This window comes from Ruegeria sp. AO1 (genome assembly GCF_056535985.1).
The window spans coordinates 1,568,360-1,592,895 of the sequence record NZ_JBQFJC010000001.1; the positions used below are offsets into that span (position 1 = coordinate 1,568,360).

Here is a 24,536-nt window from a genome sequence, read left to right on the forward strand (position 1 = left end):
TAATGGGGAGAAAGGGGCCGGAGGTCAGGCCCGGGGCTGCGACTGTGTTTCCTGCTTGCCATGGGCATAGTTCGAGGGTCCGGTGCGGCGGAACTCCTCTCGGAAATGGGTGGGTTCGGGGCCGTTTTCACCGGCGACTGCATCGGCCAGATATGCGCCGACGATCTTGTTCGCCTGACGCGCGGCGTCCAGCAAACGGACCTGCGCATGGGCCTCGTCGGTGATCAGCTCGGCCTCGGACAGTTCACGCGACCAGCGGTCATCTTCGGTCTGATATATCACGTCACCTTCGAGCAGATCGTTGGCGGTGACGACTTTGGGGGTAAAAGCGCGGGCCATCAGGCATGCTCCTTTTTGAATTCGGTCAGGGCCAGGGCCGCTTGGCGCGGGGCGAGGCCATAAAACATGAGGGCAGGGCCGTCCATCTCGGCAGTAGCCAGATCTTTTGGCAGACGGTCCAGATTGGTTTCCAGAATGCGTTGGTCGGGGCGCGAGGCGTTCTCGATCAGCGTCACAGGCGTCTGTCGGTCGGCGCCGTGCATGATCAGGCGGCCCTGAATGAAGCGTGCTGATTTCTTACCCATATAGACCGCCGCAACTGATCCCTCGAGCGCAAGGGCCGCCCAATCGTGATCCGCGAACCCTTTCATGTCGTGGCCGGTCAGGAACCGAACCGAGGAGTTGCGACCACGGCGCGTCAGGCTTTGACCGATCCCGGCCACGGCGGCAGAGGCAGCGGTGATACCCGGCACGATCTGCCACGAGATACCCGCGGCCGCGACAGCCTCAATCTCTTCATCCAGACGTCCGAAGACGGTCGGGTCGCCCGATTTTAAACGCACAACACGTTGGCCGTTGATGGCGTAGGAGACCAGCAGCGCGTCGATGTCTTCCTGTTTCCATGAAGGACCAAAACCTACCTTGCCCACATCGACCAGAACGGCCGACTGACCAACAAGTTTCAGAACCTCTGCGCTGATGAGGCGATCATGCAGCACGACATCCGCCCGCTCAAAGGCTTTGAGCGCCTTGAGCGTGAGCAAATCCGGATCACCGGGTCCTGCGCCGACAAAATCGACGTGCCCTAAGTTTTTTTGTGACTCCGACTGCGTCATCTTCTGTTCCAGTTGGTTTGACTTGTCCTGATATATAGGAAATATTCCCGGTATCGCGCCATATGTTGCGCCAAATAAGAACATACGTTCTTGTGAGTTTAGAATTCGGAACGCTGGTTTCGAAACGTAAGGAAAATTAGAATGTCGGTGCGAATAGACGACACAGATCGGAAAATTCTGGCTGAGCTGCAGCGCGATGCCAGCCAATCTCTGGACGAAATAGCGGCGCAGGTCGGCAGTTCCAAGACGCCTGTTTGGAATCGAATCCGCAAGTTGAAGGGGGCCGGTATCATAGGTCAACAGACCGTTTTGCTTGATGCCGAAGCGCTTGGTTTCGAGGCCACGTTCTTCGTCTTGATCCGGACCTCAGAGCATGAGGCCGAATGGCAGCGCAAGTTCCTGAAGGCCCTGCGTGATCAACCTGAAGTCCAAGAGGCACATCGGCTAGCAGGGGACATCGACTATATCCTGAAAGTGAGGGTCAAGAATGCCCGCGCCTATGATCAGTTCTACCAGCAGCTGATCTCAGAGGTGCGTGTTCATAACGTAACCGCTCTCTTGTCGATGGAAGAGATCAAGTCGACCACGATACTGCCTCTCAACGCTTTGGTGGAGAGCTAGCAATAGATTGGGGGCGCTGCCCCCGCCGCCCCTGAAGCGGCGACTCCCCCGAGATATTTTTAGCCAGATGATTAAAGGATCCGATGCTTCATCTGGCCCTAAATATCCCCGCCGGAGGCATCGCGCGCTAGCGCGGTTTTGCAGAATTTTCACCCGCCCGGAGGCTGATTTATTTCGTCTTTGCGGCGGGATGCAGTCTGGCACGAAGCTTTTTGGAAGTTGTGCAGACTTGCCATAAGGCGCCGCCAATGCAAGACCGTAGGACATGCAGCGCATTTTGATCATAGCCGGATTTCTATTGATGGTCGGAGTTTTGTCTTCGGTTGTATGGTCCTATGGCTACCGGCAGGCTGTGTTTCAACTCAGCGAAAAGGCTGAGGCTGATCTGGATCTAGCTGCGGATCGGTTGACCACGCAGTTGCAGGTTTATCAGGAACTGGCGGTGCTGATGGCGAGCCACCCCGTGCTTGAGGATCTGGATACACTATCCGGACGCGCCACCGCGCAGGCGTTGCTGTTGGAGGTCGCGGATAAAACGGCGGCGGTCGAGGTTCTTTATGCCGACCGGTCCGGGGCGGTTCTGGCGTCTGCGCATGAAAGTGTCGCTGGCTCGGTCCAAGACAATCCAGCTTTCACACGCGCCATGCAAGGCGCGCTAGGGAGCGCGCATGGTATTCTGCCGGGGCCCGGCAATCGGATTTTCACCTATGCTGCGCCCGATTTCGATATCAGCGGAGCGGTGATCGGGGCTTTGATCGTGATTGCCGACGTTGAGGATATCGAACAAACTTGGCGCGGCAGCACCGAAGCGGTGTTCTTTGTAGACCACTCCGGTCTGGTTTTCATTTCAAACCGGTTGGAATTGCTGATGTGGCAACGCGTGGGTGAGGAGGTTGGCTTGACCCCTCCGGATGGCCAGACGGTTTCTTTTCAGGCGCGGCGCTTGGGGCCATATGAACTCTGGACACTGGATTGGAGCCCATATCTGCCGCGACGGGCTTTGCATCTTGTCAAGGAATTGCCAGTGATCGGCATGACCGGCGAGGTCTTGATGGATGTCGCTCCGGCCCGGCGATTGGCCGGCTTGCAGGCCGCGACAGTTGCAGCCCTCTGTTTGGCTTTCGGCGCGTTGTTGTTTCTGGCGACCGAGCGTAGGCGCACGCTGACAGAGGCGAATGCCGTCCTGGAAACCCGTGTGGCAAAACGCACCAAAGATCTGACGAAAGCAAACGCCGCGCTGCGCCGCGAGATCACAGAGCGACAGGAGGCCGAAGCCGCCCTGAAGCGCGCGCAGGCCGATCTTGTTCAGGCTGGTAAGCTTAGCGCTCTGGGGCAGATGTCCGCCGGGATCAGCCATGAATTGAACCAGCCTTTGATGGCGATCCAGCAATTTGCCGACAATGGCTCAGCCTTCATGGAGAGAGGGAAATCCGAGAAAGCTGCGGAAAATCTGGGTCGAATTTCCCAGATGGCGGCGCGCATGGCACGGATCATCAAGAACCTGCGCGCATTTGCCCGCAATGAAAGCGAACCAATGGGGCGCGTGGATCTGGTGCAGGTTCTAAGCGCTGCGGTCGAATTGACCGAAGCTCGGCTGCGTTCCGAAAATGTCTCTCTGGATTGGACCGCGCCCGAACATCCTGTCTTTGCCTGGGGGGGCGAGGTCCGGTTGGTGCAGGTTTTTGTGAACCTGATCAACAACGCAGCCGATGCAATGAGCCAACAAGAAGACCGCCGCATTCAGATCGCGATTCATCCGGGTGAAAGGCTCTCGGTTACTGTGCGGGATATCGGGCCGGGGATCGAGAACACGGAAAAGCTGTTTGAGCCATTTTATTCGACCAAGGCCGTCGGCTCTTCCGAAGGGATGGGGCTTGGGCTTTCGATCTCTTACGGTCTGGTCCAGAGCTTCGGGGGCAATATCCGTGGGATCAATACGAAAGAAGGGGCGGAGTTCACGGTCGAGCTTGAATCCTGTGAGAAGGAACAGGCAGCATGACTCGGGTCGTTCTATTGGTGGATGACGACGCTGCTGTGCGTGAGGCATTGGCCCAGACCCTCGAACTGGCGGAGTACCAGCCGATTGCGGCGGGGTCTTTTGTCGCTGCCAAAGACCACATTCGGGCTGATTTTCCAGGTGTCATCCTTTCCGATATCCGTATGCCCGGGAGGGATGGGTTTCATCTGCTTAGCTACGCGCAAGAAATCGACCCGGAGTTGCCGGTGGTTTTGCTGACGGGTGAGGGTGACATTCCGATGGCGGTTCAGGCCATGGGGCAGGGGGCCTTTGACTTTCTGGAGAAACCCTGCGCCGCGGCGGACCTTCTGGCGGTGCTCGACCGGGCTTTTGACGCCCGCGCGCATATCATCCAACAACGCGCGTTAAAATCAGAGCTGGAACGCGGAGACCCCGCAGCGCGACTTTTGTTTGGCCTTTCCCCTCAAGCCGAGGCCTTGCGTGAGCGGGTGCGCAGTGTTGCTCCGACTGGAGCCGAGGTTCTGGTCACCGGCCCGGCGGGCAGCGGGATTTCCAAAGTCGCTGAGGTTGTGCATCTGATGTCGCCCGTTGGGCAGGGACCGTTTGTCAAACGCGCGGCGGCCGGATTGAGCGTTCAGGAATTCACCCAAGCCTGCGAAGATGCCAAGGGCGGATCCCTGTTTCTAGACGAGATATCCGCCATGCCGCAAGCGACTCAGTATGAAGCGCTGGATGTGATCGAGCGCGGCGCGGGGTCGCGGATCATTGCAGGCACGACCTCGGACCTGTCTGTGATCTCTGCCGAGGGCCGATTCAACGCCGATCTCTACTACCGTCTGGATGTGATGCGCGTGCGCATTCCATCTCTGGCGGAGCGCCCCGAGGATATCCCGACGCTCTTTCGTCACTATGTCGCCCAGGCCGCCGAGCAGGCGGGGATTGCTGAACCGGAAGTATCACCTGAGCATCTTGCGGCGTTGATGGCCAGCGATTGGCCGGGTAATGCCCGCTCTTTGATGTCGTCGGCCATGCGTTTTGTTTTGGGGATGCCCGAAGAGGTGGCAGAGGCGACGGATCTGGGCTTGAACGAGCAGATGGCACGGGTGGAACGTTCGTTGCTGATCGCTGCGTTGGGGCGGCACAACGGAAAGGCCTCAGACGCGGCGAAGGCGCTGAAGCTGCCGCGCAAGACGTTCTACGACAAACTGGCGCGCTATCAGATTCGGCCTGAGGATTACCGGCGATAGGGTGTCCTACCGCCAGCTTTGCCCGCATTTGCATGCGGTTAAAGCTGTTGGGCCAAGCAGTTCGCCTAGGCGGGCTGCGGATGGTGTCAGAGCGATTCGGGGGTGATTCGAAAAATTGTGCGGAATTCCGCACAGCGTCGTCGAGAGATGTGCGGGATTTCGCACATTGGCGACGCTGGCCTAATTTCGTGTTTTAGAGTTAGGTTTTAATTATCTGTTTTAACGGGATTAATTCTGACACCCCAAAGCCCGCTACAAATTGTTGTTTCACCGTGAAGCAGTCGGTTCACTGCCGTCTATACGGTGCCGAGATGGGGCCGATGAGACAATTCGAGGAAGTCTGGGAGGAAAACAGATGAAATTCCTAACAACAGCAGCCACAGCGCTGGCTTTGACGGTAACGGCGACGGCGGGCATGGCTGCGTGTGACGACGGTGAGATCGTTGTAAAGTTCGCGCATGTGACGAACACCGACAAGCACCCCAAGGGCATCGCGGCCTCGCTGCTGGAGCAGCGCGTCAATGACGAGATGCAGGGCGTCATGTGTGTAGAGGTCTATCCGAACTCGACGCTCTACAATGATGACAAGGTTCTTGAGGCAATGCTGCAGGGCGATGTGCAACTGGCCGCACCGTCGCTGTCCAAATTCGAAAAGTTCACCAAGCAGTTCCGCCTGTTCGACCTGCCGTTCATGTTCAAGAACATTGACGCAGTGGATGCCTTCCAGGCCTCGGATGCCGGTCAGGCAATGAAGGACAGCATGCAGCGCCGCGGTCTGCAGGGGCTGGCGTTCTGGCACAATGGCATGAAGCAGATGTCGGCGAACAAGCCGCTGGAAACACCGGCTGATGCAGATGGTCTGAAGTTCCGCGTGCAGTCCTCGGACGTGCTGGTTGCGCAAATGGAAGCTATTGGAGGCAGCCCGCAAAAGATGGCGTTCTCGGAAGTGTACGGCGCTCTGCAACAGGGTGTTGTCGACGGGCAGGAGAACACCTGGTCCAACATCTACGGCAAGAAGTTCTTTGAGGTGCAGGACGGCATCACCGAGACTAACCATGGCATCATCGACTATCTGGTCGTGACCTCGGTGGACTGGCTGGACAGCCTCGACCCCGAAGTGCGTGATCAATTCCTGACCATTCTGGCTGAGGTCACCGAGACCCGTAACAAAGAGGCCTTTGCCGTGAACGAAGCTGCCAAAGCCTCGATCACCGAAGCGGGTGGCATCATTCGTCAGCTGACGCCCGAACAGCGTCAGGCCTGGGTCGACACAATGAAGCCGGTTTGGGACCAGTTCGCGGATGACGTAGGTCAGGACAAGATCGACGCCGCTCAGGCCATTAACGCTGGGTTCTGATCCCGGTTCAGGCCGCGCGCTGGGGACTGGGGAGTAATCTGCGCGCAGGCCGGGCGGGCCAAACAAAGGCCCGCCCCAACACTCTCATCATCACAAAAAATGTGGGGACAGATAGATGTCTGGTGCGAAATCCGGCCCGACTGGGCTGGTCGACCATATCGAAGAAACCCTGATCGCGGTGCTGCTTGGCCTGATGACGGCCGTGACCTTTGCCAACGTGATCGCGCGGTTCTTCTTCAACTCGAATATCCTGTGGGCGCTTGAGCTTACGGTCTTCCTGTTTGGATGGCTGGTGCTTTTGGGAGCGTCCTATGCCGTCAAGAAACACGCTCATCTGGGCGTTGATGCGATCCTGAACATGCTGGCCCCTGCGCCGCGACGAATTCTGGCGCTGATCTCGGTGGCCTGTTGTCTGGCGTTTTCGCTGCTGCTGCTGAAGGGGTCATATGACTATTGGGCTGTCTTCGCGGATCTGCCGCCAACCTCGGGACGCTGGTTTCCCACGGGTCTGAACTTCGACGCGCGCAGTCAGAGCTTTTACGAAGTTGACGATATCCCAATGATCGCGCCGTTCCGCTTTCTCGAGGACTTGATCAACTACGGCGAATATTACGAGAAGCTGCCCAAGGTTGTTCCATATTTCATACTTCCGCTGTCGATGTTGCTGCTGGTGATCCGCTTTGCGCAGGTCGCGGTGCAGATATGGCGTGGTGAGGCGGACCGTCTGGTCGCGAGCCACGAGGTTGAAGATGAGATCGAAGAGGTTCGTGCGCAGCAAGGAGAGCATGACTAATGGACGTTGTACTTCTTTTTTCCATGGTCATCGGCCTGCTACTGATCGGGGTTCCGATTGCGGTGGCACTTGGCCTCAGCTCGACCCTGTTCCTGCTGATCTATTCCGACAGCTCACTAGCATCGGTTGCGGGCACATTGTTCGAGGCGTTCGAGGGGCACTTTACACTCCTGGCGATCCCGTTCTTCATCCTCGCGTCGTCCTTCATGACGACCGGAGGTGTCGCGCGGCGGATCATCCGTTTCTCGATTGCCTGTGTGGGACACCTTCCGGGCGGCCTGGCGATTGCGGGCGTCTTCGCTTGTATGTTGTTCGCAGCGCTTTCAGGGTCGTCCCCTGCGACTGTTGTGGCCATCGGCTCAATTGTCATCGCAGGGATGCGTCAAGTGGGCTACTCAAAGGAATTCGCCGCTGGTGTGATCTGTAACGCCGGTACGCTGGGTATCCTGATCCCGCCGTCGATTGTGATGGTTGTCTATGCGGCCGCCGTTGAGGTCTCGGTCGGGCGTATGTTCCTTGCGGGGGTCATCCCTGGCCTGATGGCTGGTTTGATGTTGATGATCACCATTTACGTCATGGCCAAGGTCAAGAACCTGCCCAAGGGCGATTGGAAGGGCTGGGGTGAGATCTTTGTCTCCGCCCGTGAAGCCGGTTGGGGCCTGTTCCTGATCGTGATCATCCTCGGTGGTATCTATGGGGGCATCTTCACCCCGACGGAGGCTGCTGCAGTGGCGGCTGTCTATGCCTTCTTTATCGCGAGCTTTGTCTACAAGGATATGGGGCCGCTCAGCACCGAGGAAGGCACGCAGAACCTGTCGCTGCTGAAAAAGCCCTATGCGTTGCTCACGGCTTTCTTCCACCCTGATACCAAGCACACGCTGTTCGAGGCCGGCAAGCTGACCGTCACGCTGTTGTTCGTGATCGCCAACGCGCTGATCCTCAAGCACGTGCTGACGGATGAGCAAGTGCCGCAACATATCGCCAGCGCCATGCTGTCCGCAGGGCTGGGTCCGGTGACCTTCCTGATCGTGGTGAACGTGATTTTGCTGATCGGCGGTCAGTTCATGGAGCCTTCGGGCCTGCTGGTGATCGTGGCGCCTCTGGTGTTCCCAATTGCGATCGAGTTGGGCATCGATCCGATCCATCTGGGCATCATCATGGTCGTCAACATGGAGATCGGGATGATCACACCTCCGGTCGGGCTGAACCTGTTCGTGACCTCGGGCGTAGCCGGGATGCCGATGATGGGCGTTGTGAAGGCCGCGCTGCCGTTCCTGGCTGTGCTGTTCGTCTTCCTGATCATGGTGACGTATATCCCGTGGATATCGACCTTCCTGCCCAACACCTTCATGGGGCCGGAAATCATAACGAACTAGAAATGGCTATCGAGTGCGAACCGGGCGAGTTTTCTCGCCCGGTTTTTTCGTGCCTTGAAGAAGGGTGCAGAGTACCTAACTAGAGTGTCAGAGGACGACCTCCCCACAAAGGGTGATCATTTGGGACGACCCGAAAATCTAAAAAGGGTCCTCGATGTCCTGGATTTTTCTTCTACTTGCCGGCCTGCTGGAAATTGTTTGGGCCGTTGCCATGAAGCAATCGGCCGGTTTCACGCGGCTGTGGCCCACGGCTGTGATGGGCGTTTCAATGATCGGGTCCTTCGCGTTGCTAGCGCTTGCGATGCGAACCCTGCCACTGGGGACGGCCTATGTAATCTGGACAGGTATTGGCGCGGTAGGCGCGTTTCTGGTTGGCATCATGTTTCTGGGCGAGGCCGTCACCGCCACGCGTATCTGCGCAGCAGTTTTGATTGTTGCGGGCCTGATCACGATGAAACTGGCCTGAGGGTCCTTAGGCCGTTTCCAGCGCTTCAACGATGCCCGAGAAATCGGCTGCTTTCAGGCTGGCCCCACCGACCAACGCGCCATCCACATTGGACACGCCAAAAATCTCGGCTGCGTTGGACGGTTTGACTGAACCACCATAGAGCAGACGCACCGAGCGCCCGACGCCTTCGCCAAAACGGCGTTCCAGTCGGGCGCGGATGAAGTCATGGACCTCTCCGATCTCGTCCAATGTCGGAACCTTGCCGGTACCGATGGCCCAGATCGGCTCATAGGCGACAATCAGGTTCTCACCGGTGGAGCGGTCCGGGATCGACCCCGACATCTGACCTCCGATGATGGCCAGCGTATTGGCGGCCTCGCGCTGCTCAAGGCTTTCGCCGACGCAGATGATCGCCTGGAGGCCAGCCTCCATCACGGCGTTGGCCTTGGAGCGCACATCTTCGTTCTGTTCGCCATGGTCCTCGCGCCGTTCGGAATGCCCCAGAATCACGGCAGTGGCTCCGGCGTCTTTCAGCATCTCGGCGCTGGTATCGCCGGTATGCGCACCCGAAGGTGCGGCGTGGCAATCCTGTCCACCGACGGCGACGCCTGTGCCTTCGGTGCGCTCGGCGGCCCGGTGCAACAGCGTGGCGGGTGGACAAATCAGCACATCAACGCTGGGCGAGGGGTGTTTCGCGGCCAATGCGTCCAACTCGCTCAGCGCCGCGCTGGTTCCGTTCATTTTCCAGTTTCCAGCCGCCAGTTTGCGCCGCATCTCCGCGTCTCCCTTGTCGCTATCTTGAGGTTTTTCCATGCGATATCACCCTTGGTCCGGCCTTACAATTCCGGTTGCAGTTCCGATACTGGAGAGGCAGGGTCCGCGCAGCGATTCCGAGGGCGCCATGATCGACAAACTCAACCTTGAAAAATTGGATAATCAGGACATCGATGAGCTTGCCAGATTGCTGCGGGCCGTCGGGCAGGTGGGGTTTCTGACCGTCGGCAACACCGGGCTTGGCGCTGAGCGGGTTCAGGACGTCATCGAGGCCTATCGCGCCTTTTTCCATTTGCCTGTGCAGGCGAAGAAGTCGGTCGATATGGCGTCAACTGGCTCGAACCGGGGTTGGGGCGCGCCGAAATCCGAACAGGTCGATCCAAACGCGAACCCTGATTTCAAGGAAGTGTTCGATTGCGGTTTTGAGCTGCCGCCCGAAAACCGATATCGCGCCGAAAATCTTAGCGTTTATGCGCCCAACCTTTGGCCTGCGAAGCCCGAGGGGTTCCGAGAAGCTATTCAGTCCTACTACACAGACGCCTGCGATGTAGCGATGCGCGTTCTGCGCGCAATTGCGGTTGCTCTGGGGCGCGGCTCGGACAGTTTCGACGACGCTTTTGACACGCCCATGGCGTTGCTGCGTGGCAACTATTACCCTCAGCGTCCGGATTGGGCTGGGGAGAAGGATTTCGGCATCGGCGCGCATACTGACTATGGCTGCGTAACTCTTCTGGCGACAGATGGCACTGCGGGGCTTGAGGTGCGGATGCCCGATGGTAGCTGGGAAAAGGTCGAGGCCGAGCCGGGCGTGTTCATCATCAACTTTGGTGAGATGTTGGAGTTCTGGACTGCTGGTCGCGTCAAGGCGACCGAGCATCGTGTGGTTGGCGGCACGAATGAGAGGATCTCGGTCCCGCTCTTCTTCAACCCGTCCTACCACACGAATGTGGCCCCTCCGACGTCAGATCAAGTGATCACTGCCGGAGAGCATTTGACACGGCGTTACAACGAGACCTACGTTCACTTGAATGCAAGTTAGGATTGCTGGGCGAGGGTTTCGTCAAATTTGATGGATTCGCCGCATCCGCATGCGTCTACCACGTTGGGGTTCTTGAACTTGAACCCAGATTCCAGCAGCGAGACCTCGTAGTCGATTTCGGTGCCGAACAGGAACATCTGCGCCATTGGAGCAATCATCACGCGCGCGCCGTCTTGCTCCACGACCTCGTCATGGGGATCAGCTTCATCGACGTAGTCCATGGTATATTCCATGCCCGCGCAGCCACCTTTTTTCACGCCGATGCGCAGACCGGCATGTCCGCCAGACTTCATCAGGCGGGTGATCTGCTCTGCCGCTTTGGGCGTCATGGTCACGGCTTGTTTGCCGGGGATGCCGAACATCTGAGTCTCCGTCGTCGCGCGATAGACGTAACTTAGGGTCGTCTTTCAGTAGGCTCAAGTCAGAGCGCCCCTAGAAATTGAAATTTGATACTGAAAGCACAGCCGAGTCAGTGTTGCTTTCGCATTGAGGATAGGCATAGCCTGTTTCTGGGTGATCGCAGCCACGCGCTTGAGGTCAGAGATCTTATTTGGGGAGAATATATTAAAATGAATAGGTTAGAAGGTAAAGTGAAGGTGTGTTTAAGGGCTTTTTTGGTTGGTGGGAGTCTTGTGGCCCTGTCGGTCCCAGCTACTGCCGATGAAACTCTGAAACGACATCCTATCAACTGCGCAACCGCCGAAGGCGATCTGCGTGCGATTGCAGCTGAGAAGAAACATGCTGAGGACAAGCAATTGGAAAGCGTTGCCGCTATCACTCCTGCAGGCGCTTTGCTGGGTTTGGTGACCGGGACCGAGGGCAAGCGGTTGCAGATGCTGTCCGGTGACTACATTAAGCAGCTTGACGCGCGATCGGATGAAATCAAAGCCAAGTGCGGGGTTAGCTAGGGTCAAAAAAATGACCGCCCTCGGGCAAGGGCGGTCCAATTTCGGGGCCGGTATCATGGGGGGCGGTGTCTTCCAGTCTGGCCCATTTGCAACAGCGTTTGGGAATGCAAACACTTGCGCCGCATATGTCCCGCAGAACTGTGACAGTACCTCTACATTTTGGTAACAGAAGGGTTAACCTTTTGTGACAAAGGCTTAGCTAGGTGCTGATGCTACATAAAGCCTAGCTCAAGCCGCGCTTCGTCTGACATCATCTCCATGCCCCAGGGCGGTTCCCAGGTCAGTTCGACGTCGACTTCTTTCACGCCAGCAACGGGTTCGATGGCTTCCATGATCCAGCCGGGCATATCTCCGGCGACGGGGCAGCCCGGGGCGGTCAGAGTCATGATCACCTTGACGGCGTTGTCGTCCTTGATGTCGATCGTATAGATCAGGCCCAGGTCGTAGATATTGACCGGAATTTCCGGGTCAAAGACCGTCCGGCACGCTTCGACCACCTGGTCATACAGGGGGTGTTCTATGCTCGATGGCGCAATCAAGGGTGTGCCTTCTAACTGTTCACTCGGGTGAGTCATCTTTGCCTCGGGTCAGTTGCCTGAGTGTTTATATAGGGAACAGGTCTGGCAGCGTCCAGTCGTGCAATGACTCTTGGGCGCTGCCTGTAATTAGTCGTTGATATCTCGCTCAAACGTTTTCACCTGCCCATGCGGGTGCGCGAAGGTTTTACGCAGGGCCAGCCATGCGATCAGGGACAAAACCGCGAAGATCAGCATCAGAACCGGCAGAGAGGGCGCAAGACCTGGGATCAGAAGCAGCAGGCCAGTGCCCGCCGCCCCGATGGCGAATCCGAGAAAGATGAACCCGGGCAGGACGATCTCCAGAATGCCGAGCGCCAAAGCGCCCGCCATCCAGATCCACCACGTCATCCAAAACGGGTCTGCCATCATTTAACCCCTTTGAGCATTTTGAACGCATCGCCAAACGCTTCGAGCGCATTGGCCGGCACGACAATAGTTTGCTTACCAGTACCATTGCCCAGAGCGTTCAGAGATTCCACCTGTTTCAGAGCGACCTGGTACTGAGCGGCCTCGATGCCGTTGTCCTGAATGGCCTTGGCAACAACGCCGGTAGCGTAGGCTTCGGCTTCGGCTTCAATGCGTCGGGCCTTCGCGGTTTGCTCGGCCGCGTAGAGTTCGGCGTCCGCCTGCAGCTCGACCGCGCGTTTCTGACCTTCTGCCTCAGTGACCTGAGCGCGGCGCGCGCGTTCGGCGTTCAACTGCTGCAGCATTGCATCGCGGGTGGCCTGATCGAGGTTCACGTCCAGAATCTCGGCCCGGGTCACTTCGATACCCCAGTCATCGACCGCCGTTTCGACGCTGGCCTGAATTTGCGCAATCAACTGCGCGCGGTTCGATTGAACCTCATCCAGGTCCATTTTACCAATTTCAGCCCGCACGATACCTGCGACTGTGGTCGCAATCGCACCGTCTACATCGCGGATACGGTAGACGGTCTTTTCCGGCTCCAGAATGCGGTAGAAGACCGAGGTGTCGATCTGCACCAGCACGTTATCCTTGGTAATCGCGTCCTGTGTCGCATTGGGCAGCTGACGCTCAAGAATGGATATTTTGTGACGTGCAACATCGAGAAACGGAACGATAAAGTTAATCCCCGGCCCAAGGACCGAGTGCAGGCGTCCGAACCGCTCCACCACGTATTTCTCGGATTGGGGAACGATTTTGATACCTTTGAAGATGACGACCACCACCAGAATGGCGGCCAACAGGTAAATGATATTCGACGAAAGCAATCCGATGATCTGCTCTTCTGTCATAACTGTCCTCTTTTATTGTGTACTATAGTATACATTTGGGGATTGAGTCGCCCGATTTCAACTCTGGTATGGCGGGAACCGGGGTTGTTGCAAATCCAGAATACCCGAAATTTACGGCTGAACCTAAAGACAGTGGCCGCTTTGCATCTGTGAATGCTTGCGCTATCGGGTGAGGATGAAACTGATAATCGACACAGACCCCGGCATCGACGATGCAATGGCGATCGCCTACGCTGCGGCCGCGCCCGAGATTGACTTGATCGGGCTGACCACCGTTTTCGGAAACACTCATGTTCATCAATCCAGCCGCAACGCGCGCTATCTGGTTGATAAACTTGGACTAGCTGTCCCCGTGGCGCAGGGTGCCCCCTTTGCTCATGGCGAGGACGACCATCGCCCATCCGAGCATGTGCATGGGCCGGAAGGCTTTGGTGATCTGACCGAAATCCCTGAGATTGGGCAGAACCATGACCTGAGCGCGGCCGCTTTTCTGGTCGATATGGCACGCCAACATCCCGGAGAGCTTGTCGTGTGCGCGGTCGGCCCGTTGACCAATATCGCGGATGCTATGGCATTGGATCCGGAGTTTGCAACGAACCTCAAGCGCTTGGTGATTATGGGCGGCGCAGTCTATTGCCCCGGCAACATCACGGAACATGCCGAAGCAAATATCTACCACGATGCCAAAGCAGCCGATGCGGTGTTTTCTGCACCGCCTGAGACTGTTCTTGTCGGTTTGGATGTGACGCTGAAAACACTCTACAGGAGCGCGGATTTCGAGGATTTGGCCCTGAGATCGCCTGATATGGGGGCATTTCTGCGCGATATCTCTCGGTTCTATCTGAAATTCTACAAAGAGATCGGAGGGTTGGAGGGCTGCGGCCTGCACGACTCGACCGCCGTCATCGCCTGCACGCATGATCATATGTTTGAGGTCGTTCAAACAGGATTGAAGGTGGCAACCGAAGGCGAGGCAATCGGAGCCACAATCCCGGATGAGGCGCGGCCCCCGGTTTGGGTCTGCCGGGACGTTGACGGGGCAGGGGTCGTTGATCTGTTTACGTCTCGCGTGGCCTCTCTGCCCTGACGGGTTGCAAAGACCCGGCGGATCGGGCAAATCCTGCCCGGTTCCGCGATCCGAGATGATGACATGACCCAACAGTTTTCCTTTGACCTAAAAGCAACCGACGGCAAAGCCCGCACAGGCGTGATCAACACGCCACGCGGCGAGGTTCGCACACCTGCCTTCATGCCGGTTGGCACTGCAGCGACGGTCAAGGCGATGATGCCCGAAAGTGTACGTGCGACCGGAGCCGATATCCTGCTGGGCAACACCTACCATTTGATGTTGCGTCCCACAGCTGAGCGGATCGACCGTTTGGGCGGGCTGCACAAGTTCATGAATTGGGAACGTCCTATCCTGACTGACTCAGGCGGTTTTCAGGTCATGTCGCTGGCAGGTCTGCGCAAACTGACCGAAAAGGGCGTGACCTTCAAATCTCATATCGACGGCTCCAAGCATGAGCTGACGCCGGAACGGTCGATGGAAATTCAGCGCCTGCTGGGGTCGGACATCGTGATGTGTTTCGATGAATGCCCCTCACTGCCTGCGGACCGGAAGCGCATTGCCAAGTCGATGCAGCTGTCGATGCGATGGGCACAGCGGTCGCGCGATGCGTTCGGGGATCGTCCGGGTCACGCGCTGTTCGGGATTATGCAAGGTGGGCTGGAACAGGACCTGCGCGAAGAAAGCGCCGAGGCGTTGAAAGCGATCGGCTTTGAGGGCTACGCTATCGGTGGTCTGGCCGTCGGTGAGGGGCAAGAGGCGATGTTTGACTGCCTCGATTTTGCACCCGATTTCCTGCCTGCCGATAAGCCGCGCTACCTGATGGGCGTGGGGAAACCGGATGATATCGTGGGCGCCGTGGCGCGCGGAGTGGATATGATGGATTGCGTTTTGCCGTCCCGGTCCGGACGCACCGGTCAGGTTTTCACGCGACACGGCGTCGTGAACATCAAGAATGCGCGCCATGCCGATGATCCACGTCCGTTGGATGAAGAGTGTACATGCCCTGCCTGTTCGAACTACTCGCGCGCCTACCTGCACCATGTCTTCCGTTCGAACGAGATGATATCAGGCATGCTGTTGACCTGGCACAACCTGCATTACTTCCAAGAAATCATGCAGGGCATGCGCGACGCGATTGCGGCAGGAACGTTTGAGGCTTGGCAGGCCAATTTCCATGCGCAGCGCGCGCAGGGCGATATTGAGCCGATTTAGCAGGCACGGTCACAATTTCCGTGGATATCTTCCCGGCGCGCCTTGCGGTCCGCAGAACCTTTGGTCATGCTGCGAATTGAGACACGGTGGTGAGGTTGAAATAGGGCGGTAACAGCCCCACCTTAAGCCATCCAAGACAGGAGACGGCCAGCGGTTGCCTCAAGCAGGGACCAGAGCCGTCTTGCCAATGATAAGGATAGAGCATGCAAGAGCCTCTGAATTCCTCATACCCCGTCCTGCCGCTGCGCGATATTGTGGTGTTCCCACACATGATCGTGCCGCTCTTCGTGGGCCGAGACAAATCGGTCCGCGCGCTGGAAGAGGTGATGCAGGATGATAAGCAAATTCTGTTGTCTAGCCAGATCGACCCGAGTGTCGATGATCCGGATGTGGATGGTATCTATCAGGCCGGCGTTCTGGCCAATGTCCTGCAGCTGCTGAAGTTGCCCGACGGCACCGTCAAGGTGCTGGTCGAAGGGCAGGCGCGTGTGCAGATCACGGAATTCCTTGAAAACGATCAGTTTTTCGAGGCCCGTGCCGAGTACCTGACCGAAATCCCCGGCGACGTCACCACGACCGAAGCGCTGCTGCGCACTGTCGCGGACGAGTTTGAGCGCTACGCGAAAGTTCGCAAGAACATCCCCGAAGAGGCTTTGGCTGCCGTGGGTGAGACCACCGAGCCTGCCAAGCTGGCTGACCTCGTGTCGGGTCATCTGGGCATTGAGGTTGAGCAAAAGCAGGAACTGCTTGAGACGCTCTCGGTCAGTGAGCGGCTTGAGAAGGTCTATGGCCTGATGCAGGGCGAAATGTCGGTTCTGCAGGTCGAGAAAAAGATCAAGACCCGTGTCAAATCCCAGATGGAGAAGACCCAGCGCGAGTATTATCTGAATGAGCAGATGAAGGCCATTCAGAAAGAGCTTGGCGATGGCGAGGACGGCTCGAACGAAGTCGCCGAGCTGGAAGAAAAGATCAACGAGACCAAGCTGTCGAAAGAGGCGCGTGAAAAGGCTGAAGGCGAGCTGAAGAAGCTGCGCAACATGAGCCCGATGTCGGCTGAGGCCACCGTCGTGCGCAACTATCTGGACTGGATCCTGTCGCTGCCATGGGGTACCAAGTCCCGCGTCAAAAAGGACCTGGGCCGCGCGCAGGACATTCTGGACGCCGATCATTATGGGCTTGAGAAGGTCAAAGAGCGGATTGTTGAGTATCTGGCGGTTCAGCAGCGTTCGAAAAAGCTGAAAGGCCCGATCCTGTGCCTTGTTGGCCCTCCGGGCGTGGGTAAAACCTCGCTGGGTAAGTCCGTTGCCAAGGCCACGGGGCGCGAGTTCATTCGCATCTCGCTGGGTGGTGTGCGCGACGAATCTGAAATTCGGGGTCACCGCCGGACTTACATTGGCTCGATGCCCGGTAAGATCATTCAGGCGCTGAAAAAGGCGAAAACCACGAACCCGCTGATCTTGTTGGATGAAATCGACAAGATGGGGCAGGATTTCCGTGGTGATCCGGCCTCGGCAATGTTGGAAGTATTGGACCCGGAACAAAACAGCACGTTCATGGATCACTATCTTGAGGTCGAATATGACCTGTCCAACGTGATGTTCCTGACTACCTCGAACAGCTATAACATGCCAGGGCCTCTGCTGGACCGGATGGAGATCATTCCGCTGGCCGGTTACACCGAAGAGGAAAAATCCGAGATCGCTAAGCAGCACCTGATCAGCAAGCAGGTCAAAAACCATGGCCTGAAGGCCAAGGAGTTTGAACTGACCGATGAGGCTCTGCAGTCGATCATCCGCACCTACACCCGTGAGGCGGGCGTGCGGAACCTCGAACGTGAAATCGCCAAAGTGGCGCGGAAGTCGCTGACCAAGATCATCAAGAAAGAGGCTGACTCGGTTACCGTGACGCCTGAGAATCTAGATGACTTCCTTGGGGTGCCGAAGTTCCGCTATGGTCTGGCCGAACAGGACGATCAGGTTGGTGTGGTGACTGGTCTCGCGTGGACGTCCGTGGGCGGTGATCTGCTTCATATCGAGGCGCTGAAACTGCCCGGCAAGGGGCGGATGAAGACCACCGGTAAACTGGGTGATGTGATGAAGGAATCCATCGACGCAGCCTCATCCTATGTGCGCTCGATTTCGCCTCAAATTGGGGTGAAGCCGCCTCAGTTCGACAAGATCGATATCCACGTGCACGTGCCGGATGGCGCGACGCCTAAGGATGGCCCGTCGGCTGGTTTGGCGATGGTGACTTCGATTGTGTCTGTGCTGACCGGCATTCCGGTGCGCAAGGACATCGCCATGACGGGTGAGGTCTCACTGCGCGGGAATGCGATGCCGATTGGCGGGCTCAAGGAAAAACTGCTGGCAGCCCTTCGCGGTGGCATCAAGACGGTTCTGATCCCGGAAGAGAATGAAAAGGATCTGGCCGACATTCCGGACAACGTGAAAGAAGGGTTGGAGATCATCCCGGTCAAACACGTCTCGGAAGTGCTGAAACAGGCATTGGTAGAAGAGCCTGAGCCCATCGAATGGGACGAAGCCGCTGAAGAGTCCGCGGCTACGGCAGCGAAAGCGGCTGAAAGCTCTGGGCCGTCTGCAACGGCGCACTAAGACAAACCGAAAAAGGCGGGGCAGGTCCCCGCCTTTTTTCTATAGCCCGATAACAGGTTGTTTCGGGTCCAAAATTTCCTCTTCTTCGATGTATTTCTGAAACTTTTCGTTTGCCAAGGACGACCGGACAGCTATGATGAAGATTGCCGTCGAGAACAGAATGCAGACCAGAATATCCCAGCCGAACGGGATGAGCTTCAGAGCACCTTCTCCGAACTGGCCAAATACTGAGATTACACCGATTCCGGCGAAATAGGGCATCAGCCAACGCGCTTCGGCCACATCCATTTCATCCAGGCGATTGTGAAAGCGGATCAGCAACAAGATCATTCCGATGATCAACGCGATACCCAGACGCCAGACGGTGTCCCATCCGCTCCAATAAACGATCAGTGTAGCGATGGCGAAGGCCAGAGCGCCTACGAAACGGACAGCGGGGATTCGGATCGAGCGTGGGTGATCTGGCATCAGCTTTCTGAGGCATACGACAGCGATCGGCCCTACCGCGAAGGACAAGACAATGGCTGCCCCGTTCAATGCGATGACCGTGGTAAACGGGACTGTAAGCAGGAACAAAACTCCGATCCCGAAATTCAATGCAAGCGCCCAGAGGGGTACTCCGAACGAGGACAACTGCATAATGCGATGAGGAAGAAATCCGTTCTTCGAAAGAGCCATAGCAATCCGGGCATTCGAACCCGTTGCAACAAGCCCATTGCCGAACGGTCCGATGACGGAGCCAACATTCAATACGTTTAAGAACCAGGCAATGCCGACAGACATTATCACCGCATCCAGCGGTCCTTCTCCGCCGAAGCTGAGACTGGACCATCCTTGTGCAAGCGAAGTTGGGTCAAGGGCGCCGATGAATGCGATCTGTAGGGCTAGATAGATGGCCGCACACATTACGATCGAGAGGACCAGTGCGGCTGGGATTGCGAATTTCGGGTTGCGGACCTCACCCGCCATATCGACGATGTGACGAAATCCGATGAAGGAGAAGATCACGCCCCCGGTCGACACCGCAGCCATGATGCCTTGCAGACCGTATGGGGCGAACCCGTCGGGTTGGTTGAAGTTCTGAACCTCAAACCTGCTTGCGATCAAGAGTGCTGAGAGAATGACCGGGATCGCTATCTTCGCCCAGGTTAGGGTGGCGTTAACACGTGTGAAGAATTTGACGCCTAAGGCATTGACGACAACGAATAGCAGCATGAAGGACAGAGCAACCAGCACACCTGCGCTCGTCAGATCTCCGCTCTCGGCAGTGTGCAGCCACAGTGCGTAGGGGGCTAAGTACTTCAACATCGCCTCAACCTCGATGGGCGCAGTGGTGTTGTAGCCGATCCAGGCCGTCCAACCCATTGCCATCGCGACGATGTTGCCATGAGAGAATTGGGGAACCCGAGCGATACCGCCCGGGATAGGCAGCATGGCCGAGATTTCGGCGAAGGTGATGGCCAGAATAAACATGGCCACCGCGCCAATGATCCAGGATAGAACCGCAGCTGGTCCTGCATGTTGCACAGCCAAGAGCGGCCCGAACAGCCATCCAGAGCCTATAATGCCGCCAACGGAGATGAAGGTCAGACCCAGTAGGCCAATGTCACGCTTCAATTTGGCCATCTGCGTCAACCCTTTGCACTGCGTATGTCAAAGATACGCTGGTGGATTCTGGCCTGACAAGCGTTGTCTGGAGGTGTGAAAAATTGGAGGTGGTGGGTGATAAGAGATTTGAACTCCTGACATCTTCGATGTGAACGAAGCGCTCTACCACTGAGCTAATCACCCATTGCTCGGCGTCTTATCGCAGCTCATGCCCGGCTGCAAGACTTATAGGGGCGGGACCCCGGCCAGTATGCAAGCCGGGGTCTGATGTTCTTTAGAGGCCGGGCAGTTTGTCCAGAACGCCACGGCGTCCGAAGGTTGTTCCGCGCTCGTTGCCCAGATTGATACGGACACCTGCGCCAAGGAAGGGTTCGGTGCTGCTGCCGCTGCCGATGGACAGGTGGGCTGCGCCGAATTCGCCGTAAACCTGTGCATTGGTGCCAACATTATAGGTCGCGCCAATCGAAAATGCGCTGACGTCCAAAGCACCTTCAATATCGTTTACGTAGTCGTATTTGCCGATCACAGTCCATTTCTCGGTGACGGCTCCTCCGGCCGAAAAGCCCAGGATCACGCCATCTGCGTCAGAGAATTCTTTCAGATCTTGAAAGCCCAGGTACCCTTCGATCTGCGCGGGGCCTGCGCCGAAACCGGCCTCAACGCCGTAGAATTGGAACGTCTCGTCTTCGATATGGTCCTGCCCGTAGAAAGCGCCGAACGAGGCGGTTTGCGTGTGCAGGTTGGCGTGCAGGGTGACGTTTGTGCCGTTATAGTCCTCGTCCTCGAACCGGTAGCCGCCCGCATCCAGTTGCAGGCTAAACGCACGGGAAAACGCTAGCTCGCCTGCGCCGTTTAGGTTGTAGACGTCGCCAAGATCGCTGTCTGTGAAGGTGGAATAGCCCAGGTCCACATATCCGCCGGTTACCTCGACGGCATATGCTGCACCGGTCAGTAGAAGGCTGGTCAATGCACTGGTAGCAATGGTTTTTTTCATGTTGCTGCTCCGATTTGTGTTTTTGTTGGCGCGGGTCAAAATGAGACTTAAACGCATGAATGTCTGGTTAGTTTTTATCGTTAAGGATGAGTAGGGGGTCGGCGCGATTTCAATATGCTGTTGCAGGTGGGGCACAAATGCGCGGTCACACGCGCCGCGCCTCGAAGGATGGCCGAGGAGCGGCTGCAAACAAAAATCAGGCTTCAGGCAAAAAACTTCAAAACGCCGCTTGACGATGCCCGAGCGTAGCCATAATACACCTCAACGTTCAGCAACGAACGGGCAGCGGGCGGTTGTAGCTCAGTTGGTTAGAGTACCGGCCTGTCACGCCGGGGGTCGCGGGTTCGAGCCCCGTCAACCGCGCCATCGCTGTCAGACTTGGTCCAGTTAAAAGGCCACGAAAATAGATGCGCGGTTGTAGCTCAGTTGGTTAGAGTACCGGCCTGTCACGCCGGGGGTCGCGGGTTCGAGCCCCGTCAACCGCGCCATTTTCTCTTGAAAATTCCGTAAATCATAGGTTCTTGGCGCTAGGCTGCCGTTGTTTCGGGCTGATGTCAGTATGTGTCGGCAATATTTGGTTCGTTCACAGTTTGTTCTAACTTTTCTGTTGGAGACTCAGCGCTGCTCGCCTATCTCTGAGGGACGTGTTTGTTGGGGGCCAGAATGGCTGAGCTGAAGAATATCGAGGTGCGCGGCGCGCGCGAGCATAACCTCAAGAGCATTGACGTGGATATCCCGCGCGACCAGCTGGTGGTGATCACCGGGTTGTCTGGCTCGGGCAAATCCTCGTTGGCTTTCGACACGATCTATGCCGAAGGTCAGCGCCGCTATGTCGAAAGCCTCTCGGCCTATGCGCGGCAATTCCTAGATATGATGGAAAAGCCAGATGTGGATCATATCAGCGGTCTATCTCCGGCGATTTCGATCGAACAGAAAACCACGTCAAAGAACCCTCGCTCGACCGTTGGAACGGTGACCGAGATTTATGACTACCTGCGCCTGCTGTTTGCTCGCGCGGGAACACCTTACAGCCCCGCGACTGGTCTGCCGATCGAAGCACAGCAAGTGCAGGACATGGTCGACCGGATTATGACGATGGAAGAGGGGACGCGCGGTTACCTGCTGGCCCCCATCGTGCGCGACCGGAAGGGCGAATATAAGAAAGAGTTTCTTGAACTGCGCAAGCAGGGCTTCCAGCGCGTCAAGGTGGATGGTGAGTTCTTCGAACTGGATGAACCGCCGACGCTGGACAAGAAATTCCGTCACGATATCGACGTGGTAGTTGATCGCCTCGTCGTTCGCGAAGGGATGGAGACAAGGCTGGCAGACAGCCTGCGCACCGCTCTGGATCTGGCTGATGGGATAGCGATTCTGGAAACCGCGCCGCGCGAAGGGGATCCTGAGCGGATTACTTTCAGCGAGAACTTTGCCTGCCCGGTCAGCGGCTTTACGATTCCCGAAATCGAACCGCGCCTTTTTTCGTTCAACGCCCCGTTCGGGGCCTGCCCGGATTGCGACGGTCTGGGGGTTGAGCTGTTCTTTGACGAACGCCTTGTGGTGCCGGATCAGACACTGAAGCTGTATGACGGGGCCTTGGCGCCGTGGCGAAAGGGGAAATCTCCGTATTTCCTGCAAACCATCGAAGCCATCGCGCGCCACTATGAGTTCGACAAGAACACGCCGTGGAAAGACCTGCCCAAGAAGGTGCAACAGGTGTTTCTGCGCGGCTCTGGGGATGAGGAAATCCAGTTCCGCTATGATGAGGGTGGGCGTGTCTATCAGGTGACGCGCAATTTTGAGGGCGTCATTCCGAATATGGAGCGCCGCTACCGCGAGACTGACAGCGCCTGGATTCGGGAAGAGTTTGAGCGCTACCAGAACAACCGTCCGTGCGGCACCTGCGAAGGCTACCGTCTGCGCGCCGAAGCCTTAGCCGTGAAGATCGCCGGCCTGCATGTGGGGCAGGTGGTCGAGATGTCGATCCGTGAGGCTCTGGCTTGGGTCGAAGACGCGCCGAACCATCTAAGCGTTCAAAAAAACGAGATCGCGCGGGCGATTCTGAAAGAAATTCGCGAACGCCTCGGATTCCTGAATAACGTGGGTTTGGAATACCTTACGCTGTCACGTTCAAGTGGTACTCTTTCTGGTGGTGAAAGCCAGCGTATCCGGCTTGCCAGCCAGATCGGATCGGGCCTGACTGGCGTTCTCTATGTTCTGGACGAGCCGTCAATCGGCCTACACCAACGGGACAACGATCGCCTGCTAGGCACTCTGAAAAACCTGCGAGATCAGGGCAATACGGTAATCGTCGTCGAACACGATGAAGAAGCCATTCGTGAGGCCGACTATGTGTTCGACATCGGGCCCGGAGCGGGTGTCCACGGTGGGCAGGTCGTCAGCAAGGGAACGCCAGCCGAAATAACAGCCGATGCGGCCTCGGTCACGGGGCAATATCTGGCTGGTACGCGAGAAATTGCAGTGCCTGCCGAACGGCGCAAGGGCAATAAGAAAAAGCTGACCGTAGTGAAAGCGACCGGTAACAATCTAAAGAACGTGACCGCCGAGTTCCCTCTGGGGAAATTCGTCTGTGTGACCGGCGTGTCGGGTGGGGGCAAGTCGACGCTGACCATTGAGACGCTGTTCAAAACGGCCTCGATGCGGTTGAACGGTGCGCGCCAGACGCCTGCGCCCTGCGAAACGATCAAAGGGTTGGAGCATCTGGACAAGGTCATCGACATCGACCAACGCCCCATCGGGCGGACTCCGCGTTCGAATCCAGCGACTTACACCGGGGCGTTCACGCCGATCCGTGACTGGTTCGCAGGATTGCCCGAGGCCAAGGCGCGCGGCTACAAGCCTGGGCGGTTCAGTTTCAACGTTAAGGGCGGTCGATGTGAGGCGTGTCAAGGCGACGGTGTCATCAAGATCGAGATGCACTTTCTGCCGGATGTCTACGTCACTTGTGAGACCTGCAAGGGCGCGCGGTACAATCGAGAAACGCTGGAGATCAAATTCAAAGGCAAGTCCATCGCGGATGTGCTCGATATGACGGTCGAAGACGCGCAGGAGTTCTTCAAGGCCGTGCCGTCGATCCGCGACAAGATGGATGCTCTGGCGCGTGTTGGGCTTGGCTATATTAAGGTCGGTCAGCAGGCGACTACGCTGTCCGGAGGTGAGGCGCAACGGGTCAAACTGTCGAAGGAGTTGTCGAAGCGCTCAACCGGGCGGACGCTGTATATTCTGGACGAGCCGACCACGGGACTGCATTTCGAAGACGTACGTAAGTTGTTGGAAGTTCTGCATGAACTGGTCGACCAGGGGAACACGGTTGTCGTGATCGAACACAATCTGGACGTTGTGAAAACCGCGGACCACATCATTGATATCGGCCCGGAAGGTGGCGATGGCGGTGGTGAGATTGTTGCCACCGGAACACCGGAAGAAGTGGCTGAGGTCGAGCGGAGCCACACGGGGCGCTACCTCAAACCGATGCTTTCAGGCACCCGTGTCGCGGCTGAATAGGCTGCGACACGGTTTTTTGCGAGGCTCTG

Annotated in this window: 21 protein-coding genes, 3 tRNA genes and 1 pseudogene; 15 read left to right on the top strand and 10 right to left on the bottom strand. The window is 57.3% G+C overall.

Going from position 1 to position 24,536, the window contains the following annotated elements; genetic code table 11:
• Positions 1–24: 24 nt before the first annotated feature.
• Entirely contained in the window at positions 25–339 is a 315-nt protein-coding gene (locus ACR3FB_RS07715) for a DUF2849 domain-containing protein (protein ID WP_170373575.1), read from the bottom strand.
• Positions 339–1,085, bottom strand: a pseudogene (gene cobA, locus ACR3FB_RS07720) (uroporphyrinogen-III C-methyltransferase); the annotation flags it as partial. The gene ACR3FB_RS07715 and the pseudogene cobA, both read right to left, overlap by 1 nt.
• A 171-nt stretch (positions 1,086–1,256) precedes the next feature.
• Here cobA and ACR3FB_RS07725 point away from each other — a divergent pair.
• The 7 genes from ACR3FB_RS07725 to ACR3FB_RS07755 all read left to right on the top strand — a co-directional run bounded on the left by ACR3FB_RS07725 (position 1,257) and on the right by ACR3FB_RS07755 (position 8,953).
• Positions 1,257–1,736 carry an Lrp/AsnC family transcriptional regulator gene (locus ACR3FB_RS07725; RefSeq protein WP_480564940.1) on the top strand — a complete coding sequence of 160 codons (480 nt, stop codon included), beginning with the start codon at positions 1,257–1,259 and terminating at the stop codon, positions 1,734–1,736.
• A 265-nt stretch (positions 1,737–2,001) separates the two neighbouring features.
• Positions 2,002–3,735, top strand: a complete 1,734-nt coding sequence (locus ACR3FB_RS07730) for a sensor histidine kinase (protein ID WP_480564937.1) — start codon at positions 2,002–2,004, stop codon at positions 3,733–3,735.
• On the top strand, positions 3,732–4,961 hold the full coding sequence (locus ACR3FB_RS07735) for a sigma-54-dependent transcriptional regulator (protein WP_480564934.1): 1,230 nt from the start codon (positions 3,732–3,734) through the stop codon (positions 4,959–4,961). The genes ACR3FB_RS07730 and ACR3FB_RS07735 overlap by 4 nt, the downstream gene beginning before the upstream one ends.
• A 355-nt stretch (positions 4,962–5,316) precedes the next feature.
• Positions 5,317–6,318: a DctP family TRAP transporter solute-binding subunit gene (locus ACR3FB_RS07740; RefSeq protein WP_170458080.1), complete on the top strand. Its 1,002-nt coding sequence runs from the start codon at positions 5,317–5,319 to the stop codon at positions 6,316–6,318.
• Positions 6,319–6,433: 115 nt separating this feature from the next.
• Positions 6,434–7,111: a TRAP transporter small permease gene (locus tag ACR3FB_RS07745; protein ID WP_170549038.1), complete on the top strand. Its 678-nt coding sequence runs from the start codon at positions 6,434–6,436 to the stop codon at positions 7,109–7,111.
• Positions 7,111–8,487, top strand: coding sequence for a TRAP transporter large permease (locus ACR3FB_RS07750; RefSeq protein ID WP_170549035.1), 1,377 nt, complete (start codon positions 7,111–7,113; stop codon positions 8,485–8,487). Before ACR3FB_RS07745 ends, ACR3FB_RS07750 begins: the two co-directional genes overlap by 1 nt.
• A 154-nt stretch (positions 8,488–8,641) precedes the next feature.
• Positions 8,642–8,953 carry a DMT family transporter gene (locus tag ACR3FB_RS07755; RefSeq protein ID WP_170373583.1) on the top strand — a complete coding sequence of 104 codons (312 nt, stop codon included), beginning with the start codon at positions 8,642–8,644 and terminating at the stop codon, positions 8,951–8,953.
• A 6-nt stretch (positions 8,954–8,959) separates the two neighbouring features.
• Here ACR3FB_RS07755 and tpiA read toward each other — a convergent pair whose 3' ends face one another.
• The gene (gene tpiA / locus ACR3FB_RS07760; RefSeq protein ID WP_480565014.1) at positions 8,960–9,709 is read right to left on the bottom strand and encodes a triose-phosphate isomerase; all 750 of its coding nucleotides are present in this window, start codon (positions 9,707–9,709) and stop codon (positions 8,960–8,962) included.
• Between the two features lie 127 nt (positions 9,710–9,836).
• Between tpiA and ACR3FB_RS07765 the strand changes: the two genes are divergently transcribed.
• Positions 9,837–10,748 (top strand): isopenicillin N synthase family dioxygenase, encoded by a 912-nt coding sequence (locus ACR3FB_RS07765; RefSeq protein ID WP_480565011.1) that lies wholly within the window; start codon positions 9,837–9,839, stop codon positions 10,746–10,748.
• On the opposite strand, the gene ACR3FB_RS07770 is transcribed toward ACR3FB_RS07765, so the two are convergent.
• Entirely contained in the window at positions 10,745–11,110 is a 366-nt protein-coding gene (locus ACR3FB_RS07770) for a HesB/IscA family protein (RefSeq protein ID WP_170467154.1), read from the bottom strand. The two genes, ACR3FB_RS07765 and ACR3FB_RS07770, sit on opposite strands and share 4 nt — an antisense overlap.
• A gap of 207 nt (positions 11,111–11,317) precedes the next feature.
• On the opposite strand from ACR3FB_RS07770, the gene ACR3FB_RS07775 reads away from it, so the two are divergent.
• Positions 11,318–11,656, top strand: a complete 339-nt coding sequence (locus ACR3FB_RS07775; protein WP_425082697.1) for a hypothetical protein — start codon at positions 11,318–11,320, stop codon at positions 11,654–11,656.
• Positions 11,657–11,868: 212 nt separating this feature from the next.
• Here ACR3FB_RS07775 and ACR3FB_RS07780 read toward each other — a convergent pair whose 3' ends face one another.
• The 3 genes from ACR3FB_RS07780 to ACR3FB_RS07790 all read right to left on the bottom strand — a co-directional run bounded on the left by ACR3FB_RS07780 (position 11,869) and on the right by ACR3FB_RS07790 (position 13,490).
• On the bottom strand, positions 11,869–12,231 hold the full coding sequence (locus ACR3FB_RS07780) for an SUF system Fe-S cluster assembly protein (RefSeq protein ID WP_170458085.1): 363 nt from the start codon (positions 12,229–12,231) through the stop codon (positions 11,869–11,871).
• A gap of 90 nt (positions 12,232–12,321) precedes the next feature.
• Positions 12,322–12,600 carry an NfeD family protein gene (locus ACR3FB_RS07785; protein WP_480564928.1) on the bottom strand — a complete coding sequence of 93 codons (279 nt, stop codon included), beginning with the start codon at positions 12,598–12,600 and terminating at the stop codon, positions 12,322–12,324.
• A complete protein-coding gene (locus tag ACR3FB_RS07790; RefSeq protein WP_170373587.1) occupies positions 12,600–13,490 on the bottom strand; it encodes an SPFH domain-containing protein in 891 nt (296 codons plus the stop codon). The genes ACR3FB_RS07785 and ACR3FB_RS07790 overlap by 1 nt, the downstream gene beginning before the upstream one ends.
• A 175-nt stretch (positions 13,491–13,665) precedes the next feature.
• On the opposite strand from ACR3FB_RS07790, the gene ACR3FB_RS07795 reads away from it, so the two are divergent.
• From ACR3FB_RS07795 to lon, 3 genes are all read left to right on the top strand, one after another.
• Positions 13,666–14,577 carry a nucleoside hydrolase gene (locus ACR3FB_RS07795; protein WP_480564924.1) on the top strand — a complete coding sequence of 304 codons (912 nt, stop codon included), beginning with the start codon at positions 13,666–13,668 and terminating at the stop codon, positions 14,575–14,577.
• A gap of 63 nt (positions 14,578–14,640) precedes the next feature.
• Positions 14,641–15,771 carry a tRNA guanosine(34) transglycosylase Tgt gene (gene tgt, locus ACR3FB_RS07800; RefSeq protein WP_480564921.1) on the top strand — a complete coding sequence of 377 codons (1,131 nt, stop codon included), beginning with the start codon at positions 14,641–14,643 and terminating at the stop codon, positions 15,769–15,771.
• Between the two features lie 203 nt (positions 15,772–15,974).
• Entirely contained in the window at positions 15,975–18,383 is a 2,409-nt protein-coding gene (gene lon, locus ACR3FB_RS07805; RefSeq protein WP_480564919.1) for an endopeptidase La, read from the top strand.
• Positions 18,384–18,422: 39 nt separating this feature from the next.
• Here lon and ACR3FB_RS07810 read toward each other — a convergent pair whose 3' ends face one another.
• The 3 genes from ACR3FB_RS07810 to ACR3FB_RS07820 form a co-directional block, all read right to left on the bottom strand.
• Positions 18,423–20,009, bottom strand: a complete 1,587-nt coding sequence (locus ACR3FB_RS07810) for an APC family permease (protein WP_480564916.1) — start codon at positions 20,007–20,009, stop codon at positions 18,423–18,425.
• Between the two features lie 90 nt (positions 20,010–20,099).
• A tRNA-Val gene (locus tag ACR3FB_RS07815) sits at positions 20,100–20,174 on the bottom strand.
• Positions 20,175–20,265: 91 nt separating this feature from the next.
• Positions 20,266–20,985 carry a porin gene (locus ACR3FB_RS07820; protein WP_480564913.1) on the bottom strand — a complete coding sequence of 240 codons (720 nt, stop codon included), beginning with the start codon at positions 20,983–20,985 and terminating at the stop codon, positions 20,266–20,268.
• Positions 20,986–21,274: 289 nt separating this feature from the next.
• Here ACR3FB_RS07820 and ACR3FB_RS07825 point away from each other — a divergent pair.
• The 3 genes from ACR3FB_RS07825 (at position 21,275) to uvrA (ending at position 24,507) form a co-directional block, all read left to right on the top strand.
• Positions 21,275–21,351, top strand: a tRNA-Asp gene (locus ACR3FB_RS07825).
• A gap of 45 nt (positions 21,352–21,396) precedes the next feature.
• Positions 21,397–21,473, top strand: a tRNA-Asp gene (locus ACR3FB_RS07830).
• Between the two features lie 175 nt (positions 21,474–21,648).
• Complete coding sequence (gene uvrA / locus ACR3FB_RS07835; protein ID WP_480564910.1) at positions 21,649–24,507, top strand: excinuclease ABC subunit UvrA; 2,859 nt, start codon at positions 21,649–21,651, stop codon at positions 24,505–24,507.
• Positions 24,508–24,536: the final 29 nt, after the last annotated feature.

Bases quoted from the DNA above. Each gene is read 5' to 3' on its own strand.
- ACR3FB_RS07795 (WP_480564924.1), top strand. From the start codon at position 13,666: ATGAAACTGATAATCGACACAGACCCCGGCATCGACGATGCAATGGCG.
- ACR3FB_RS07780 (WP_170458085.1), bottom strand. From the start codon at position 12,231: ATGACTCACCCGAGTGAACAGTTAGAAGGCACACCCTTGATTGCGCCA.
- ACR3FB_RS07750 (WP_170549035.1), top strand. From the start codon at position 7,111: ATGGACGTTGTACTTCTTTTTTCCATGGTCATCGGCCTGCTACTGATC.
- ACR3FB_RS07810 (WP_480564916.1), bottom strand. From the start codon at position 20,009: ATGGCCAAATTGAAGCGTGACATTGGCCTACTGGGTCTGACCTTCATC.
- ACR3FB_RS07790 (WP_170373587.1), bottom strand. From the start codon at position 13,490: ATGACAGAAGAGCAGATCATCGGATTGCTTTCGTCGAATATCATTTAC.
- ACR3FB_RS07740 (WP_170458080.1), top strand. From the start codon at position 5,317: ATGAAATTCCTAACAACAGCAGCCACAGCGCTGGCTTTGACGGTAACG.
- ACR3FB_RS07770 (WP_170467154.1), bottom strand. From the start codon at position 11,110: ATGTTCGGCATCCCCGGCAAACAAGCCGTGACCATGACGCCCAAAGCG.
- lon (WP_480564919.1), top strand. From the start codon at position 15,975: ATGCAAGAGCCTCTGAATTCCTCATACCCCGTCCTGCCGCTGCGCGAT.
- ACR3FB_RS07735 (WP_480564934.1), top strand. From the start codon at position 3,732: ATGACTCGGGTCGTTCTATTGGTGGATGACGACGCTGCTGTGCGTGAG.
- tgt (WP_480564921.1), top strand. From the start codon at position 14,641: ATGACCCAACAGTTTTCCTTTGACCTAAAAGCAACCGACGGCAAAGCC.
- ACR3FB_RS07820 (WP_480564913.1), bottom strand. From the start codon at position 20,985: ATGAAAAAAACCATTGCTACCAGTGCATTGACCAGCCTTCTACTGACC.
- uvrA (WP_480564910.1), top strand. From the start codon at position 21,649: ATGGCTGAGCTGAAGAATATCGAGGTGCGCGGCGCGCGCGAGCATAAC.
- ACR3FB_RS07725 (WP_480564940.1), top strand. From the start codon at position 1,257: ATGTCGGTGCGAATAGACGACACAGATCGGAAAATTCTGGCTGAGCTG.
- ACR3FB_RS07785 (WP_480564928.1), bottom strand. From the start codon at position 12,600: ATGGCAGACCCGTTTTGGATGACGTGGTGGATCTGGATGGCGGGCGCT.
- tpiA (WP_480565014.1), bottom strand. From the start codon at position 9,709: ATGCGGCGCAAACTGGCGGCTGGAAACTGGAAAATGAACGGAACCAGC.
- ACR3FB_RS07755 (WP_170373583.1), top strand. From the start codon at position 8,642: ATGTCCTGGATTTTTCTTCTACTTGCCGGCCTGCTGGAAATTGTTTGG.
- ACR3FB_RS07715 (WP_170373575.1), bottom strand. From the start codon at position 339: ATGGCCCGCGCTTTTACCCCCAAAGTCGTCACCGCCAACGATCTGCTC.
- ACR3FB_RS07775 (WP_425082697.1), top strand. From the start codon at position 11,318: ATGAATAGGTTAGAAGGTAAAGTGAAGGTGTGTTTAAGGGCTTTTTTG.
- ACR3FB_RS07730 (WP_480564937.1), top strand. From the start codon at position 2,002: ATGCAGCGCATTTTGATCATAGCCGGATTTCTATTGATGGTCGGAGTT.
- ACR3FB_RS07765 (WP_480565011.1), top strand. From the start codon at position 9,837: ATGATCGACAAACTCAACCTTGAAAAATTGGATAATCAGGACATCGAT.
- ACR3FB_RS07745 (WP_170549038.1), top strand. From the start codon at position 6,434: ATGTCTGGTGCGAAATCCGGCCCGACTGGGCTGGTCGACCATATCGAA.